Below are 14394 nucleotides of genomic sequence, written 5' to 3'. Positions count from 1 at the left end.
GTTATCGTTAAGTATTCAGTTTCATATAGGAGGATACCCCCTTGAAGATTAAACGGATTTCAACCCAAAAGAAAAATAATGAACGGTTTAATATCTATATCGAACGGGACGGAAAAGAAGAGTATGCGTTTGCCGTCGATGTTGACATCTTAATTAAATATAACCTTGAGCGTGATAAGGAAATCGATGACGACTTCGTCAAGGAAGTGTTGACGGCGGAAGAAGAACAAAAAGCTTACCGGTTGTCGTTGAACCATTTGTCTTACCGGATGCGGGCGACGAGCGAAGTCGAAACGCATTTGATCGAAAAGGAAACGCCGGAACACGCAATCAAACATGCGATTCAGCGCCTGACGGAACAAAAGTATATCGATGACCAGCAGTTTGCCCTTGCCTATACGGCGACGAAAAAAGCGACGACTCCCCAAGGTCCGGGACGAATCCGGCGTGATTTAGCAGCATTGAAGGTAAAAAAAGAGTTTATCGATGAAGCGTTACGACAGTTTACGGAAGAAGAAGAGCTTGAGAAGGTCGTCAAGTTCTTGCGCCAAAAACAAAAGGAATTAGCGCGGCGTTCGGTCCGGGAATTGAAACAGAAACTGCAACAAACTCTGATGCAACGTGGTTTTTCGTCAGAAGTGACGCAACAAGGGTTTCAAATCGTCTTTGAGGAAGTCGAAGTCGACGCGGAAGAAGAGGCGGCGCTCTATCAAGCGCGTAAATATTATCCGAAATATCATAAACTGGAGCCATTTGCCCGAGAACAAAAAACGAAACAAGCACTCGTTCGAAAAGGGTTCCCATATGCAATCGTGGCAACAGTCATCGAACAGGTCAAGCAAGAAGAAGAAGGAATCTGACAAGCGTCTTTCCTTTTGAAAAAATTGAAAACTCATTCTCCTAAATAGCAAGATGGAAAATTGACAATTGTCCGACAATTGTGCTATTCTACGCTCAGATTAAGAAAAGGAGGAACCGTCACATGAAAAAGCAACTTGTTATCGCATCTACTATTGGACAGTTGAATATGGCGGAGACTCTCGAACTCGTATAAACACTCATTTTAGTGTGCGATTGACAGGGAATCCGTTCCCCGAGCGCGCAGACCATATTTTTGATTCATATCGTCTTTTCAAGGCATATTGATTCTCGGACTGCTTCCGGAAATCAGTATGCCTTTTTTGTGCGTTCGGAAAAAAGGAACACCATAACATGACACAAAGGGGGGAACCATCGTGCGATTATTTCGCCAACTCAGTTGGTTTCTAAAAGAACACAAAACATCTTATCTGATTGCCGTCGTACTCTTAATTATCACGGGTTTTATTGATTTAACGCCGCCGTGGCTGATTGGAAAAGTGATTGACGGGTTACGGTCCGGGTCGATGGACCGGACGACACTGATTCAATATGTCGTCGGACTGCTCGTAATTTCGATCGCTTCGTTTATTTTGACGTATCTATGGCTCGCGAAATTGTTCGGGACGGCATTTTTACTCGAACGGACATTACGAAGCCGATTCTTTACACATTTACTGAAATTGACGCCGACATTTTATCAAAAGAACCGAACAGGAGATTTGATGGCGCTTGCGACGAATGACTTAAAAGCGATCGAACGAACAGCCGGATTCGGTGTGTTGACGCTTGTCGATTCGCTGAATATGACGGCGATTACCCTCGTCGTGATGGGGGTCGCGATTGATTGGAAACTGACGCTCGCGGCACTCCTTCCGATGCCGCTCCTCGCGTATGCGATGAACAAGCTCGGAAGTCAAATTCACGGCCGCTTCATCGTCGCCCAAGATGCGTTTGGAACGATGAATGACCAGGTCGTCGAATCGATTTCCGGACTTCGTGTCATCCGCTCGTTCGTCCAAGAAGAGATTGATGTCAAAAAATTCGATGACACGACGACGGATGTCTTCGAAAAAAACATGCATGTCGCAAAAATTGACGTCTTATTCGAACCGATCATCAAGTTATTGGTCGGTGTCAGCTATTTAATTGGTCTATCGTTCGGGACGTACCTTGTCTTTACGAACGATATTACGCTCGGTCAGCTCGTCGCTTTCAATATTTACCTCGGGATGTTGATTTGGCCGATGTATGCCTTCGGTGAGCTCATCAACGTCATCCAGCGCGGGACGGCGAGTCTCGATCGCTTAGAAGCGACGATGCGTGTCAAACCGCTGATCACATCGACACCGAAAGTCGAAGTTGTGCGACCGGAAATGATTACTCTGGCTAACTTGACGTTTACGTATCCAGAGATGAATCATCCGTCGTTACACGGGATTGATTTGACGATCAAACACGGACAGACGATTGGAATCGTCGGTCCGACTGGATCTGGGAAAACAACGCTCTTACGCCAATTTTTACGGGAGTATCCGATTGGACGAGACATGTTGAAAGTAAATGGAACCCCCTATGAAGACGTCGCACTGGAGACTGTCCGCGGGTGGACGGGCTATGTCTCGCAAGAGCATCTACTCTTCTCAAAATCCGTACGCGATAACATTTTGTTCGGGGCGGGTGAGGCAACAGAAGCTGAGTTGCAAGAAGCGATTCGTTTAGCGGCCTTTACGACGGATGTCGAGACGCTTGACCAAGGGTTACAAACGATGGTCGGAGAACGGGGAGTCACGCTTTCCGGTGGACAGAAACAACGCTTGTCGATTGCCCGGGCGATGTTGAAGAAACCGGAGTTGCTGTTGCTCGACGACTCGTTGTCAGCCGTTGATGCGAAAACGGAATCACAAATCATCGACGCGATCCGGACGAACCGTCATCAGTCAACGACATTGATCGTTGCGCACCGGTTGTCTGCCGTCGCGCATGCGGATGAAATTCTCGTCTTACAAGACGGCGTGATCAGTGAGCGGGGAACGCATGAACAGCTGATGGAACGACGTGGCTGGTATGCAGAACAATTCGAACGACAAAGTGAAGAAACGTAAGGCAGGAGGTGCTGAAATTGACTGAACAAGAAAATTATTTACTCGATCCCGTCAGACGGAAAACGACGATTCGTTCACTCGTCCGCTATGCGATGCATGAGAAACGCGCAATCTTTCTCGGGCTTTTCTTGCTTATTTTAGCGGTCGGAGCTGAACTGACAGGACCGTATATCGCAAAAATCATCATCGACGAACACATCGTCGCAATCGAAAAAGACTGGGTGGAAGTCGAATCGGGGGGGACGGTCGGTTATGACGGACGACGTTTTGCGAAGTCGCAAGACGTTCCGAAGTCGGCGGTCATCGGTCCGATCTCGATCGTCCAGTCGAAGGCGGGGTATTATTTCGTTCCGGAACAAGTCGTCAGTGGTGGCGAACGTCAAGTCGCGGGGGACACGTTAACTGTCACGCGAGGAGAGGAAACGTTTCGGTACGCCGGTGTCGAAAAGCTCACGCAAGGACAAGTCTATGATTTTTATGCCTCGGACTTAAAGGCGATTGGTTGGTTATCGTTCTTTTATATCATTTTGCTGTTGATCGCAGCGGGCCTGAACTGGGTCCAACAAATCTTATTGCAACGCTCAGCGCATAAAATCGTTAAACGGATGCGGCTTGATGTCTTTTCACATCTGCAACGCTTGCCGGTCCGTTACTTCGATCAGACACCGATTGGTAAAATCGTCAGTCGTGTCACGAACGATACGGAGACGATCCGGGATCTCTACCTCGGTGTCCTGGCGCGTGTGTTCTCAGGCATCATCACGATGGCAGGGATTCTCGTCGCGATGTTCTTCCTGGATGTCCGGCTGGGTCTCGTTTCCTTAGCCATTATCCCGATCGTCTATTTTTGGATTCAACTGTTCCAAAAGTTTGCGACGGAAAACAACTTTAAAGTCCGGGCACTCGTCGCGGATATGAACGGACAATTGAATGAAAACATCCAGACGATGCCGATCATTCAGTCGTACGCCCGTGAAGCAGAAGTGCTCGCTGAATTCGAACAGAAAAATGAAGAAAACTATCAAACCCGTGCGAAATTGTTACGGCTCGATGCATTGATGTCACACAACTTATCGTATTTCTTAAAAAACTTGACGCTCGCCTTATTGATTTGGGTCGTTGCCGGTCAAAGTTTAACGAACGGGACATTTTTATCACTCGGAATTCTCTATGCCTACATTGATTACGTGTCGCGTCTGTTCGAACCGGTCACACAAATCATGAATCAACTGTCACCGCTCCAACAAGCACTCGTCTCGGCCGACCGGATGTTCCAGTTGCTCGACGAAAAAGGTGAACCGGTCGAACAAGGTCGGATTCCCCGTTTCTCAGGGCGCGTCGAGTTTAAAGACGTCGGATTCAGCTATGAAGAGGGGTATCCGGTTTTACGTCAAATCGAGATTGAGGCACGTCCTGGTGCGACCATCGCCCTCGTCGGGCATACGGGGAGTGGGAAAAGCTCAATCATGAACCTGTTGATGCGTTTTTATGATCCTTCGTCCGGTCATCTCCTGATTGACGGACAAGATGTTACGACGTTACCGAAACAAGCGGTCCGTGACCACATGGGAATCGTCTTACAAGATCCGTTCTTGTTTACAGGAACGATTCGTTCGAACATTACACTGGATAATCCATCGATTTCGGAAGAGCGTGTCCGCCAGGCAATCGTTGCCGTCGGAGCAGACCGCTTCATCGATCGACTTCCGCATGGCTTAGACGAACCGGTCATCGAAAAAGGTGCGACCTTGTCTGCGGGGGAACGGCAATTAATCAGTTTTGCCCGTGCGCTTGCCTTTGATCCCGCGATTCTCGTTCTTGACGAAGCGACGGCAAGTGTCGATTCTGAGACGGAAGCGATGATTCAAGAAGCCTTGCTGACGTTGACGAAAGGACGGACGACCTTCATCATCGCGCACCGGTTGTCGACGATTAAAGATGCCGATGAAATCATCGTCCTCGATCACGGTCAAATCATGGAGCGTGGTACACATGACGTGCTCTTGTCGGAAAAAGGGATTTACGCGAAGATGTACGCCCTTCAAAGCAAACGGAATCTTGAGCTGAAATCGAGCTAACACCATGATATGACTCCTCCTTTTCGTATATACTAATGACGAAGAGGGGGAGTTTTTTGATGGAAACACGGATGAGTCAACTATCGAAATACGAATTAGAAATGCTCGTCACGAAACTAAACGAGCAAAAAAGAAAAGCGGAGCAGCATGGGAACATGAGTGAAGTCGAAGTCGTCATTCGGAAAATCGCGATGGCACAAAGTTATCTCGTCGATGCAAGTCAGTTCGAAACCGGACAACTTTACCAAGTCGAAGGGGAAGAGGCGGTATTCGAATTACATTTCGTCAACGGCGTCATGGGTTGGGGGCATTTTGAAGGAACCGTCAATGAAGTCGCGATTCCGCTTGCGCTGATTCATTCTGAGGAGGGTGTATGATGGGAGAAAACCGCACAGCGGCACTAGAGCAACTAGCAGGAGAATTACAAGCCGTCAATCCGGTATTAACGCCAATCGAGGCATTGACATGGGTCGAAGTCCTTTGGGAAGATTTCGAGGCGACGCTTGCCCGGGCAGGCGAAAAATATCAAGGTGAGGCTGTCGCCGTCCGGTTCGTCGAGCAACAAATCAAACAACATGGCGCGATGTTGCACCGCTTCAATACATCGAATGAAAAGTTTAAGCACTTGATGCTCGGACGCGACGTCCAGTAAATGAACAGAAAAAGACTCCCTGTCTTGGTCGGTTGACCACGGACACGGAGTTTTTGTTTATAAAGCAGGGATAATCAGTTTCTTTTGCAGCGTCCGTTCGCTAAAGACCCAACCCGTATAGGAACTGACGATTTGTTGGGACGCCTCATCGATTCGGACGACGGCAACGAATGGGTAGACATCTTTTGTGAAGTACCGTAAGTTCGTGAAACGATATTCGACGATGCCGTCTTTTCGGGATACCGTATACGTGTGGATTTTTGAGAAGGCGAGGAAAGCTTTCAAGTCCTCATTTTGTTTGACGACTTCATAGAGTACATCCCCATGCGGTTCCTCTTTGATGCGGAAGTTTCCGCATTCGACGACGACACCAGAGTTGATTTTGACGACGGAATAGTCGTCGCGCAGTCGTGCTGCGACGTGCCACTCGTCCCACTTCATTCCGGGTGAGATGAATAACTTGTGGGCCCCGCCATAGTAACGGGCTGCCGTCGCCAGGGCATCATTTCGGAGTTTAAACTGCACGGCGTAATAAATCGCGACGATGACGATTAAAATCGGGAAAATAACGATGGTCGCGCGTGTCAGGACCCAGATCCCGAAAGCGCCGTAATACATCGTAAATAAATACGGATCAAACGTATTGATGACACCCCAACCAATCCAGGTCTGTTTGAAGGGGTGCAGAGCTTGTGTACCATAGGCGTTAAACAGATCGACGAAGACATGAAGGGCGACAGCGATCTGCGCCATCAGCCATAATGAAGTAGGTGGTACGCCGAATAAGGTACCGATGACGATTGATAAGAGTAACGGCCAAGCGAGTAGGGCAATCAATCCATGGGATTTTCCACGGTGTTGCGTCAAGTAAGCACCGTTCCCTTTAAATTTAAAAACCGTGTCAAAGTCGGGGGCGTGCGATCCGACTAAGGCAGTGGTCGTGACGGCAGCAAAGAGTGTTGCGCTTGCTGCGACATCCGGTTCAAGTGTTGCGATGGCGGCGAGACAAAGTCCCATTCCGATATGTGTACCAGTATCCAATGCGAATTCGCTCCTCTAAAAGTAGTAATGGTACGGATAAACAAACAAGTGTAAGCGTTCCGGGTAATTTTCATTCACTATAACGTATTTTTGTAGAAAAGAGGTAGACATTTGATCCCCGTTCAAGAATATTTCATAAACTTTAACAAACGAACGTTCACAACCGAATTGGTCGCATGGTTTTTACGTGAACAACGCCAGTTACCATGGCGAGAAACTAAAAATCCTTACCACATCTGGATTAGTGAAATCATGTTACAACAGACGCGTGTCGATACCGTCATCCCTTATTATAATCGCTTCACGGACCGTTTTCCGACGCCGCACGATTTAGCGGCGGCAGAGCAAAGCGAAGTCTTAAAATACTGGGAAGGCTTAGGATACTATTCCCGTGTTAAGAATCTTCAAATCGCCGTTCAAGAAGTTGTTGAAAAATATGGCGGAATTGTTCCTGACGAAAAAGAAATTTTTGAAAGCTTACGTGGTGTCGGACCGTATACGACGGGAGCAGTCCTGTCAATTGCTTATGGTCAGGCGGAACCGGCAGTCGATGGAAATGTCATGCGCGTCTTATCGCGGGTGCTTGGGATTTATGAAGACATCGCCGCACCGAAAACACGGAAACTGTTCGAGGCAGCGGTCCATGAACTGATTGATCCGCTTGATCCGTCGAGCTTCAACCAAGGATTGATGGAGCTCGGGGCAATCGTCTGTACACCGAAGTCTCCGATGTGTGGGTTATGTCCCGTCAATGACGTCTGTTTTGCGTACGAGCGAAATGCCCAAGGTGAGTTACCGGTCAAAACGAAAAAAGGAAAAACGCAGACGATTCAATACGACGCTCTCGTCTACGAAGAAGCAGGGAAAGTTGCAATCGAACAGCGACCGGATACGGGACTGCTCGCGGGTATGTGGCAATATCCGTTAGTCGAATCGACGGAAACCGTACCCGGAACGTATGTCGGGAAGATTAAACATATCTTTTCACACCGGATTTGGGAAGTCAGTATTTACCGTGTCGCGACGCAACCTGAAGGAACGGTACTGATGGATGAAGCAACGTACGTCAAGCAGCCGATATCAGTCGCACAAATGAAAATCGATCGTCTATTAAAGGAGGAGACTACATGAATACATTTCGTACGGAAACGAAAGTAACAGCGACGTTAGAGCAGGCTTGGACGTTTTTAGGCGATGCGAAAGCATTAACGGGAATGACGGTTTTCCCGAAAGTGAAAACGATTGGTGATACGCGGACAATCGCCGGAAACACGATTCAGCTTAAAGTCGGTCTTCCGCCCATTTTCGTCGAGTGGGAGTCACTAATTCCGATTGTCGGTCAACATGCTTTCGTTGATGTAGGGGTCAAGGTCCCGTTCCCGTTCGCTGCTTGGTGTCATCTCCACCGTGTCGAACAGCGTCCGGACGGGGTCTACATGATTGATGAATTACTCTATAAATCTTATTTTCCGAAAATGATTGTCGATCTACTGATTCTCAAACCGATGTTCAATCAACGGAAACGCGCGATTTTAGACTACTTTAGTTAATAAATCACAGTCATTTTTCTGAAAAAGTACCCTTTCGTTTTTCATGTGTTCTGAAAATGGGTATAATAAGCACGAGAGTATAGAAAAATTGAATAAAAAAGCTTCAGAAAGGAGTAGCACATGAGTCGATTCCCAAAAGAAGGTAGCAAGATTGAGATTCAAAGTTTCAAACATAATGGCAGCTTACACAGAGTTTGGGAAGAAACGCTCGTGCTTAAATCGACGGAAGAAGAATTGATTGGATTCAATGATCGAATCATGGTCAGTGAATCGGATGGTCGTCAGTGGCGGACACGCGAACCCGCGATTTGTTATTTTTCGACAGAACTCTGGTTTAACGTAATCTGTATGATTCGAGAGGATGGAATCTACTATTACTGTAACCTAGGGTCACCTTCGACGTTTGATGAAAAGGATCGAGCAGTCAAGTACATTGATTATGATTTAGACATTAAGGTGTATCCGGACATGTCGTATATGATTTTGGATGAGGATGAGTACGAGAAACATCGCCGGGAAATGAATTATCCGAAAGCGATTGATCGTATCCTGAAGGACAACGTCCAGATTTTAATCCAGTGGATTCGAAGTCGGAAAGGTCCGTTCAATCCGGCATTCGTTGAAACGTGGTATCGTGAATATGAAACAAGATATCGGAGATGATGGTTCGCCATCGTCTTTTTTTAATTGAAGGAAGTGAATCATCATGGGTAAGGAAACTCAACAACAGAAAAATAAGGCGCCAGGTTCGATTCGTCGCTACATGCAGTTCGTCAAGCCGTACAAAAAACAAATCTTTTTGACGGTGTTCGTCGGGATCATCAAGTTTTCGATTCCGTTAGGATTACCGTTACTGTATAAGTACATCATCGATAACCTCCTGACCGATAATACGGTACCGCTTGCAGAGCGGAGTAAGGAACTGGCGTATTTGATTGGAGCGGGCTTCTTCGTCTTCCTCGTCGTCAAACCACCACTTGAATTCGTCCGTCAGTATTTAGCACAGTGGTCGGCGTCGAAAATTTTGTTCGACGTACGGAATAATTTGTTTGATCATGTTCAGAAATTATCACTTCGGTTTTATTCAAATACGAAAACCGGGGAAGTCATCTCCCGAATCATCAACGATGTCGAACAAACAAAAGATTTTGTTGTAACGGGTTTGATGAACTTATGGCTCGATATGATTACGATTTTTATCGCAATTGCCATCATGTGGACGATCAATCCGAAATTGACGCTCGTCGCAATCATCCCATTGCCGTTTTATGCCTTTGCCGTGAAGTTCTTTTATGGGCGGCTCCGCAGTTTGACGCGCGATCGCTCAGCAGCACTTGCGGAACTCCAAGGACATTTGACGGAGCGGGTCAACGGAATGGCAGTTATCCGCAGTTTCGCCCTTGAACCACATGAAAACAAAGCGTTCAAAGGTCAAAATGATGGTTTCTTAAAAGCGGCACTTCGTCAGACGAACTGGAATGCACGGACCTACGTCGTCGTTTCGACGATTACCGACTTTGCACCGATTTTGATTTTTGGTACGGCTGCCTTTTTCGTCTTGAACGGACAAGTAACAATCGGGACGATGGTCGCTTTCATCGGCTACATCGACCGTCTGTATGCACCGCTCGGTCGCCTCGTCAACTCGTCCACTACGTTGACACAATCGATTGCTTCGATGGACCGGATGTTTGAATTTTTAGACGAACCGTATGATATTACGGAAAAAGCACATGCGAAAGATCCGGTCGCTGTTAAAGGAAACGTCCAGTTCGAAGACATCAGCTTCTCGTATGAAGAAGATGGCGAACTTGCGATCAACCGGTTGACGCTCGACGTCCAGGCGGGGGAACGAATCGCCTTCGTCGGAATGTCGGGAGGCGGGAAATCGACGCTCGTCAGTCTGATTCCTCGTTTTTATGATGTTTCGTCTGGACGGATTACGCTTGACGGTGTCGACATCCGAAACTTGAAATTGCGTGGCTTACGCGACCAAATCGGAATGGTCATGCAAGAATCGATTCTCTTTAGTGAATCGGTCGAAATGAACATCAAGATGGGGAACCCGGAAGCGACGGATGAAGAAGTAATTGCTGCTGCGAAGGCGGCGAATGCACACGAGTTCATTGAACGGCTGCCGCAAGGGTACAAGACGGCGGTCGGAGAACGAGGCGTTAAACTGTCAGGGGGACAAAAGCAACGCTTGGCGATTGCCCGTGTCTTCTTGAAGAACCCACCGATTCTCATTCTGGATGAAGCAACAAGTGCGCTAGATCTAGAAAGTGAATCGATGATTCAAGATTCGCTTGCGCGTCTCGCGAAAGGACGGACGACGTTTACTGTCGCCCACCGTCTGTCGACGATTACGGATGCCGATAAGATTGTCGTGATTGAAAATGGTCAAATCACGGAACTCGGTCGTCATGAAGAGTTGATGCGTAAACGTGGCGCATATTTTGAACTGTACGCGATTCAGAACCTCGAGCTCGTCGAATGAAAAAAGGCTATTCCGTTTTTTTCGGAATAGCCTTTTTGTATAAAGAATGAACAGCTTACAATTGTGCGAACGCACGGTTGACGGCAGCAATCGTCTCATCGATGTCTGCGTCCGTGTGAGCCGTCGTCAAGAACCACGCCTCGTATTTTGAAGGGGCAAGATTAATGCCTTGCTCGAGCATCAATTTGAAGAAACGACCGAACATCTCGCTATTTGCGCGCTCCGCACCGAGGTAGTCAGTGACCGTCTCATCCGTGAAGTAGACCGTCAAAGCTCCTTTTAGACGATTGATTGTAATCGTGACGTCATGAGTAGCAGCAGCCTCGAGAATCCCTTGTTCGAGCTTCGCACCGAGACGTTCGAATTCTTCGTAGACACCAGGCTGTTCAAGTAACTCTAGGCAAGCGATACCTGCTGCCATCGATGCCGGATTTCCAGCCATCGTTCCAGCTTGATAAGCAGGACCGAGCGGAGCAACGTGTTCCATGATGTCTTTACGACCACCGTATGCACCGATCGGAAGACCACCACCGATGATCTTGCCGAGTGCCGTCATATCAGGACGGATATTCAATAGTTCTTGAGCACTGCCGTATGTGAAGCGGAACGCCGTGATGACTTCATCGTAGATGACGAGTGCGCCGTACTCATGAGTAATCTCATTGATGGCTTCGAGGAATCCAGGATGCGGTTCGACAATCCCAAAGTTCCCAACGATCGGTTCGACGAGGACACAGGCAACTTGATCGCCCCATTCAGCCATGATTTGACGATAGGCTTCAACATCGTTGAACGGTGTTGTCAAGACTTCTTTCGCTGTTGCTTTCGTTACACCGGCAGAGTCCGGTGAACCGAGTGTTGCTGGACCACTTCCTGCTGCAATCAACATTAAATCAGAATGTCCGTGGTAACAGCCGCTGAATTTCACGACGAGTTCACGACCCGTGTAGGCACGCGCGACTCGTATCGTCGTCATGACCGCCTCGGTTCCTGAATTCGTAAAGCGAACTTTTTCTAAAGACGGAATCGCTTGTTGAAGCTTATGTGCGAAGTCGATTTCTAGACGGTGAGGCGTACCATATAGGAGACCATTTTGCGCCGCATGCGTAATCGCTTCCGTAATATGTGGATGCCCGTGCCCGGTGATGATTGGACCGTAAGCGGCTAAGTAATCGATATAACGATTGCCATCGACATCGTAAAAGTAAGCACCTTCTCCACGTTCCATATAAACGGGGGCGCCTCCTCCGACGGCCTTAAAAGAGCGGGATGGACTGTTGACACCTCCGACGATACATTTTTGGGCAACGTCGTATAACGCCTCGGATGTCGGGCGTGTAGAATGGGTTGACATGGATGATTCCTCCAATCGTTGATTCGTGAAAAATATCACGATATGATTGTATCACGGACGTCAAATCAGAAGCAGAGCCGTTGACGGACGGGAATAATGTAGGTAGACTAATTATAAAGATTACAATCTAATAATCAATGAAAGATAGAAATGAGGGGATGGACGTGGCTAACGAAATGCTAGATGACGCAGTACGATCTTTACGGGACTCGGGCGTTCGCATGACACCACAACGTCACGCAATCTTGGAATACTTGACGACAGGACATACGCATCCGACGGCAGATGATATCTATCGTGCGCTCGAACATCGTTTTCCAAATATGAGTGTGGCGACAGTTTATAATAATTTACGTGTTTTCCGTGAAAAAGGAATCGTTGAAGAGATGAACTATGGAGACGCTTCGAGCCGATTCGATTTCGTTACGACACGTCATTATCATATGATATGTGAAGGGTGCGGTAAAATCGTCGACTTCAATTATCCGGTTCTCGATGATGTCGAGACGGTCGCTGCACATTTGACTGGATTTAAAGTAGATCGTCATCGTCTCGAAGTATACGGGACGTGTCCTGAATGCCAATCAAACGTACAATAAAAACGAGCTTCCTTTAACGGGGAGCTCGTTTATTGTGTTTATTGTATTTTTCATCGAATTCTTTTCCTTCAAGTTCTTGGTCCATCGTGAGTGGCTCATCGCAATGCATACATAAATCGACGCGACCGAGGACTTTTGTTTCTTTTCCACAGTTCGGACAAGTGACGACGGCTGCTTTCGTTGAAGTTAAACCAATCAAGAAATATAAGGCAGTACTCGCTAAGACCATGACAAAACCGAGTAGCATTAAAATAACCATGATGATTTCAAATTGTTTTAATAGAAGACCGCCATACATAACGAGCATTCCACCAAAAACGAGGAACATCGCCAAGTTACGGGCGCGGTTTATTTTATTCTTGCGTTGTTTTTTCAATTGAATTCCCCCTAACGACAGTCTAGCATATTGTAGCTTATGTCCTGAAGAAGGAAACAATGAATTTTTGTCGAAAATGGTAACGGATGAGTATGAGTGAAGAAGGGTGAGAATTGAATGGAACAAGTCACAAGAACAATTTATTCCGAATATGCTGCCTATCAAGAAACGCAAGGGATCATCGCTGTTGAAAAACAGCAACCGAAGGATTCATTGACGGACCAATTTGATATACTGTTACTAGTTGTTACACGGGACTCCTCTATTGAATGGACAATCAAACACTACCGCCTAGATACACTCAAGGTGTCACTTCATGTCGTCCATGAAGATGTACTGTCACGATGGATTGTACTGAACGCGAATCGGCGAGCTGTCCATTGGATATCCGAAGGAACAATTATTTTTGAACGCAATGATTATTTAACTGATATGAAAAAAAGGCTGTTGAATTTCCCGGAAGCAGAACGTTGCCTGCAAATGTCACTGTCTTTTGCGAAACTACTACGTCGTTTTCAAGACGGGCGTAATCTCTTTAGTCGCGGTAACTACTATGATGCTTACACGCACGTGCATCATGCTTTACATCATTTAGCACGGCTTTCCGTTCTTGAAAAAGGAGCACATCCTGAAATTGTCGTTTGGGAACAAGCTCGCATGGATGATCCGGAAGTGTACAAGTTATACCAGCAATTACTATTAAGTGAAGAAACACTTGAATTGCGAATCCATTTAGCTTTGATTGGTCTGGAACATCTACTTCAATCGAAAGTATTATCCGGTGGAAAGTATTTGTTTGAAGTGATGCGTGAAAGAACAATCCCGTGGACGATGTATGAACTAATGGAAAATGAACGATTGCAGGAACTGAAGGTTGATTTAGGTAGTTTAGTCGATTTCTTTATGCGTAAAGGGTTAATTCGCATCTCTTATCGTCAAACAAAAGGTACGGGCGTGGAACTCGTAACATATGAACCAGTCGTTTAAACGATTGGTTCATATGTTTTTTATCGCGAATCGAAAATACTATATATAGAAGAAAAAAATAATTAAAAGTTTTTTATTAAAATCTGTTGACGTTACTATTTTGAGATAGTATATTAATACATGTCGACAGGGCGACACGCTCTGAACGACGAAAACAAATTAAAAAAATAAGAAAAAGGATTGACGGTTAAGTTATTCCATGATATCTTATTAAAGTCGCTAACACGACACGACGAACTTTGAAAACTGAACGATGAGGCAAAAAACGTATCTTCGGATACAAACAATGAATGAAGC

At 46.6% G+C, this 14394-nt stretch carries 14 protein-coding genes; 11 read left to right on the top strand and 3 right to left on the bottom strand.

From position 1 onward, the window contains the following. Positions 1–41 precede the first annotated feature (41 nt). From KNP99_RS13310 to KNP99_RS13290, 5 genes are all read left to right on the top strand, one after another. On the top strand, positions 42–860 hold the full coding sequence (locus KNP99_RS13310) for a RecX family transcriptional regulator (RefSeq protein WP_214766622.1): 819 nt from the start codon (positions 42–44) through the stop codon (positions 858–860). Positions 861–1235: 375 nt separating this feature from the next. After that, the gene (locus KNP99_RS13305; protein WP_353048606.1) at positions 1236–2963 is read left to right on the top strand and encodes an ABC transporter ATP-binding protein; all 1728 of its coding nucleotides are present in this window, start codon (positions 1236–1238) and stop codon (positions 2961–2963) included. Positions 2964–2980: 17 nt separating this feature from the next. Beyond that, positions 2981–5041 carry an ABC transporter ATP-binding protein gene (locus tag KNP99_RS13300; protein ID WP_214769985.1) on the top strand — a complete coding sequence of 687 codons (2061 nt, stop codon included), beginning with the start codon at positions 2981–2983 and terminating at the stop codon, positions 5039–5041. A 59-nt stretch (positions 5042–5100) separates the two neighbouring features. After that, the gene (locus tag KNP99_RS13295; RefSeq protein ID WP_088836429.1) at positions 5101–5418 is read left to right on the top strand and encodes a DUF1811 family protein; all 318 of its coding nucleotides are present in this window, start codon (positions 5101–5103) and stop codon (positions 5416–5418) included. After that, on the top strand, positions 5418–5693 hold the full coding sequence (locus KNP99_RS13290) for a YfhJ family protein (RefSeq protein ID WP_214769980.1): 276 nt from the start codon (positions 5418–5420) through the stop codon (positions 5691–5693). The genes KNP99_RS13295 and KNP99_RS13290 overlap by 1 nt, the downstream gene beginning before the upstream one ends. 57 nt (positions 5694–5750) lie before the next feature. Here the strand turns inward: KNP99_RS13290 and KNP99_RS13285 are convergent, their stop codons facing one another. Then, the gene (locus KNP99_RS13285) at positions 5751–6734 is read right to left on the bottom strand and encodes a metal-dependent hydrolase (protein ID WP_088836430.1); all 984 of its coding nucleotides are present in this window, start codon (positions 6732–6734) and stop codon (positions 5751–5753) included. Positions 6735–6845: 111 nt separating this feature from the next. Between KNP99_RS13285 and mutY the strand changes: the two genes are divergently transcribed. From mutY to KNP99_RS13265, 4 genes are all read left to right on the top strand, one after another. Continuing rightward, positions 6846–7865 carry an A/G-specific adenine glycosylase gene (gene mutY / locus KNP99_RS13280; protein WP_214766616.1) on the top strand — a complete coding sequence of 340 codons (1020 nt, stop codon included), beginning with the start codon at positions 6846–6848 and terminating at the stop codon, positions 7863–7865. Beyond that, positions 7862–8284, top strand: a complete 423-nt coding sequence (locus KNP99_RS13275) for a hypothetical protein (protein WP_214802438.1) — start codon at positions 7862–7864, stop codon at positions 8282–8284. The genes mutY and KNP99_RS13275 overlap by 4 nt, the downstream gene beginning before the upstream one ends. A gap of 120 nt (positions 8285–8404) precedes the next feature. After that, on the top strand, positions 8405–8947 hold the full coding sequence (ntdP, locus tag KNP99_RS13270; RefSeq protein WP_029332781.1) for a nucleoside tri-diphosphate phosphatase: 543 nt from the start codon (positions 8405–8407) through the stop codon (positions 8945–8947). A gap of 43 nt (positions 8948–8990) precedes the next feature. Then, positions 8991–10781 (top strand): ABC transporter ATP-binding protein, encoded by a 1791-nt coding sequence (locus KNP99_RS13265; protein WP_214766612.1) that lies wholly within the window; start codon positions 8991–8993, stop codon positions 10779–10781. Between the two features lie 55 nt (positions 10782–10836). Here the strand turns inward: KNP99_RS13265 and KNP99_RS13260 are convergent, their stop codons facing one another. Beyond that, complete coding sequence (locus KNP99_RS13260; protein WP_088836434.1) at positions 10837–12135, bottom strand: glutamate-1-semialdehyde 2,1-aminomutase; 1299 nt, start codon at positions 12133–12135, stop codon at positions 10837–10839. 176 nt (positions 12136–12311) lie between these two features. On the opposite strand from KNP99_RS13260, the gene perR reads away from it, so the two are divergent. Next, positions 12312–12734 (top strand): peroxide-responsive transcriptional repressor PerR, encoded by a 423-nt coding sequence (gene perR, locus KNP99_RS13255; protein ID WP_369834779.1) that lies wholly within the window; start codon positions 12312–12314, stop codon positions 12732–12734. Positions 12735–12747: 13 nt separating this feature from the next. On the opposite strand, the gene KNP99_RS13250 is transcribed toward perR, so the two are convergent. After that, the gene (locus KNP99_RS13250; protein ID WP_029332785.1) at positions 12748–13110 is read right to left on the bottom strand and encodes a DUF2614 family zinc ribbon-containing protein; all 363 of its coding nucleotides are present in this window, start codon (positions 13108–13110) and stop codon (positions 12748–12750) included. A gap of 117 nt (positions 13111–13227) precedes the next feature. Between KNP99_RS13250 and KNP99_RS13245 the strand changes: the two genes are divergently transcribed. After that, entirely contained in the window at positions 13228–14097 is an 870-nt protein-coding gene (locus KNP99_RS13245; RefSeq protein ID WP_029332786.1) for a nucleotidyltransferase-like protein, read from the top strand. The last annotated feature ends 297 nt before the right edge of the window (positions 14098–14394 follow it).

This window comes from Exiguobacterium sp. s95, from assembly GCF_018618655.1.
Classification (GTDB): domain Bacteria; phylum Bacillota; class Bacilli; order Exiguobacteriales; family Exiguobacteriaceae; genus Exiguobacterium_A; species Exiguobacterium_A oxidotolerans.
The sequence above is the reverse complement of the archived record's forward strand: the minus strand, read 5'-3'. Positions and strand labels throughout refer to the sequence as shown.

Coding starts and splice junctions, on each gene's coding strand:
- KNP99_RS13295 (WP_088836429.1), top strand. CDS start 5,101: ATGGAAACACGGATGAGTCAACTATCGAAATACGAATTAGAAATGCTC.
- KNP99_RS13275 (WP_214802438.1), top strand. CDS start 7,862: ATGAATACATTTCGTACGGAAACGAAAGTAACAGCGACGTTAGAGCAG.
- perR (WP_369834779.1), top strand. CDS start 12,312: ATGCTAGATGACGCAGTACGATCTTTACGGGACTCGGGCGTTCGCATG.
- KNP99_RS13265 (WP_214766612.1), top strand. CDS start 8,991: ATGGGTAAGGAAACTCAACAACAGAAAAATAAGGCGCCAGGTTCGATT.
- ntdP (WP_029332781.1), top strand. CDS start 8,405: ATGAGTCGATTCCCAAAAGAAGGTAGCAAGATTGAGATTCAAAGTTTC.
- KNP99_RS13290 (WP_214769980.1), top strand. CDS start 5,418: ATGGGAGAAAACCGCACAGCGGCACTAGAGCAACTAGCAGGAGAATTA.
- KNP99_RS13260 (WP_088836434.1), bottom strand. CDS start 12,135: ATGTCAACCCATTCTACACGCCCGACATCCGAGGCGTTATACGACGTT.
- KNP99_RS13245 (WP_029332786.1), top strand. CDS start 13,228: ATGGAACAAGTCACAAGAACAATTTATTCCGAATATGCTGCCTATCAA.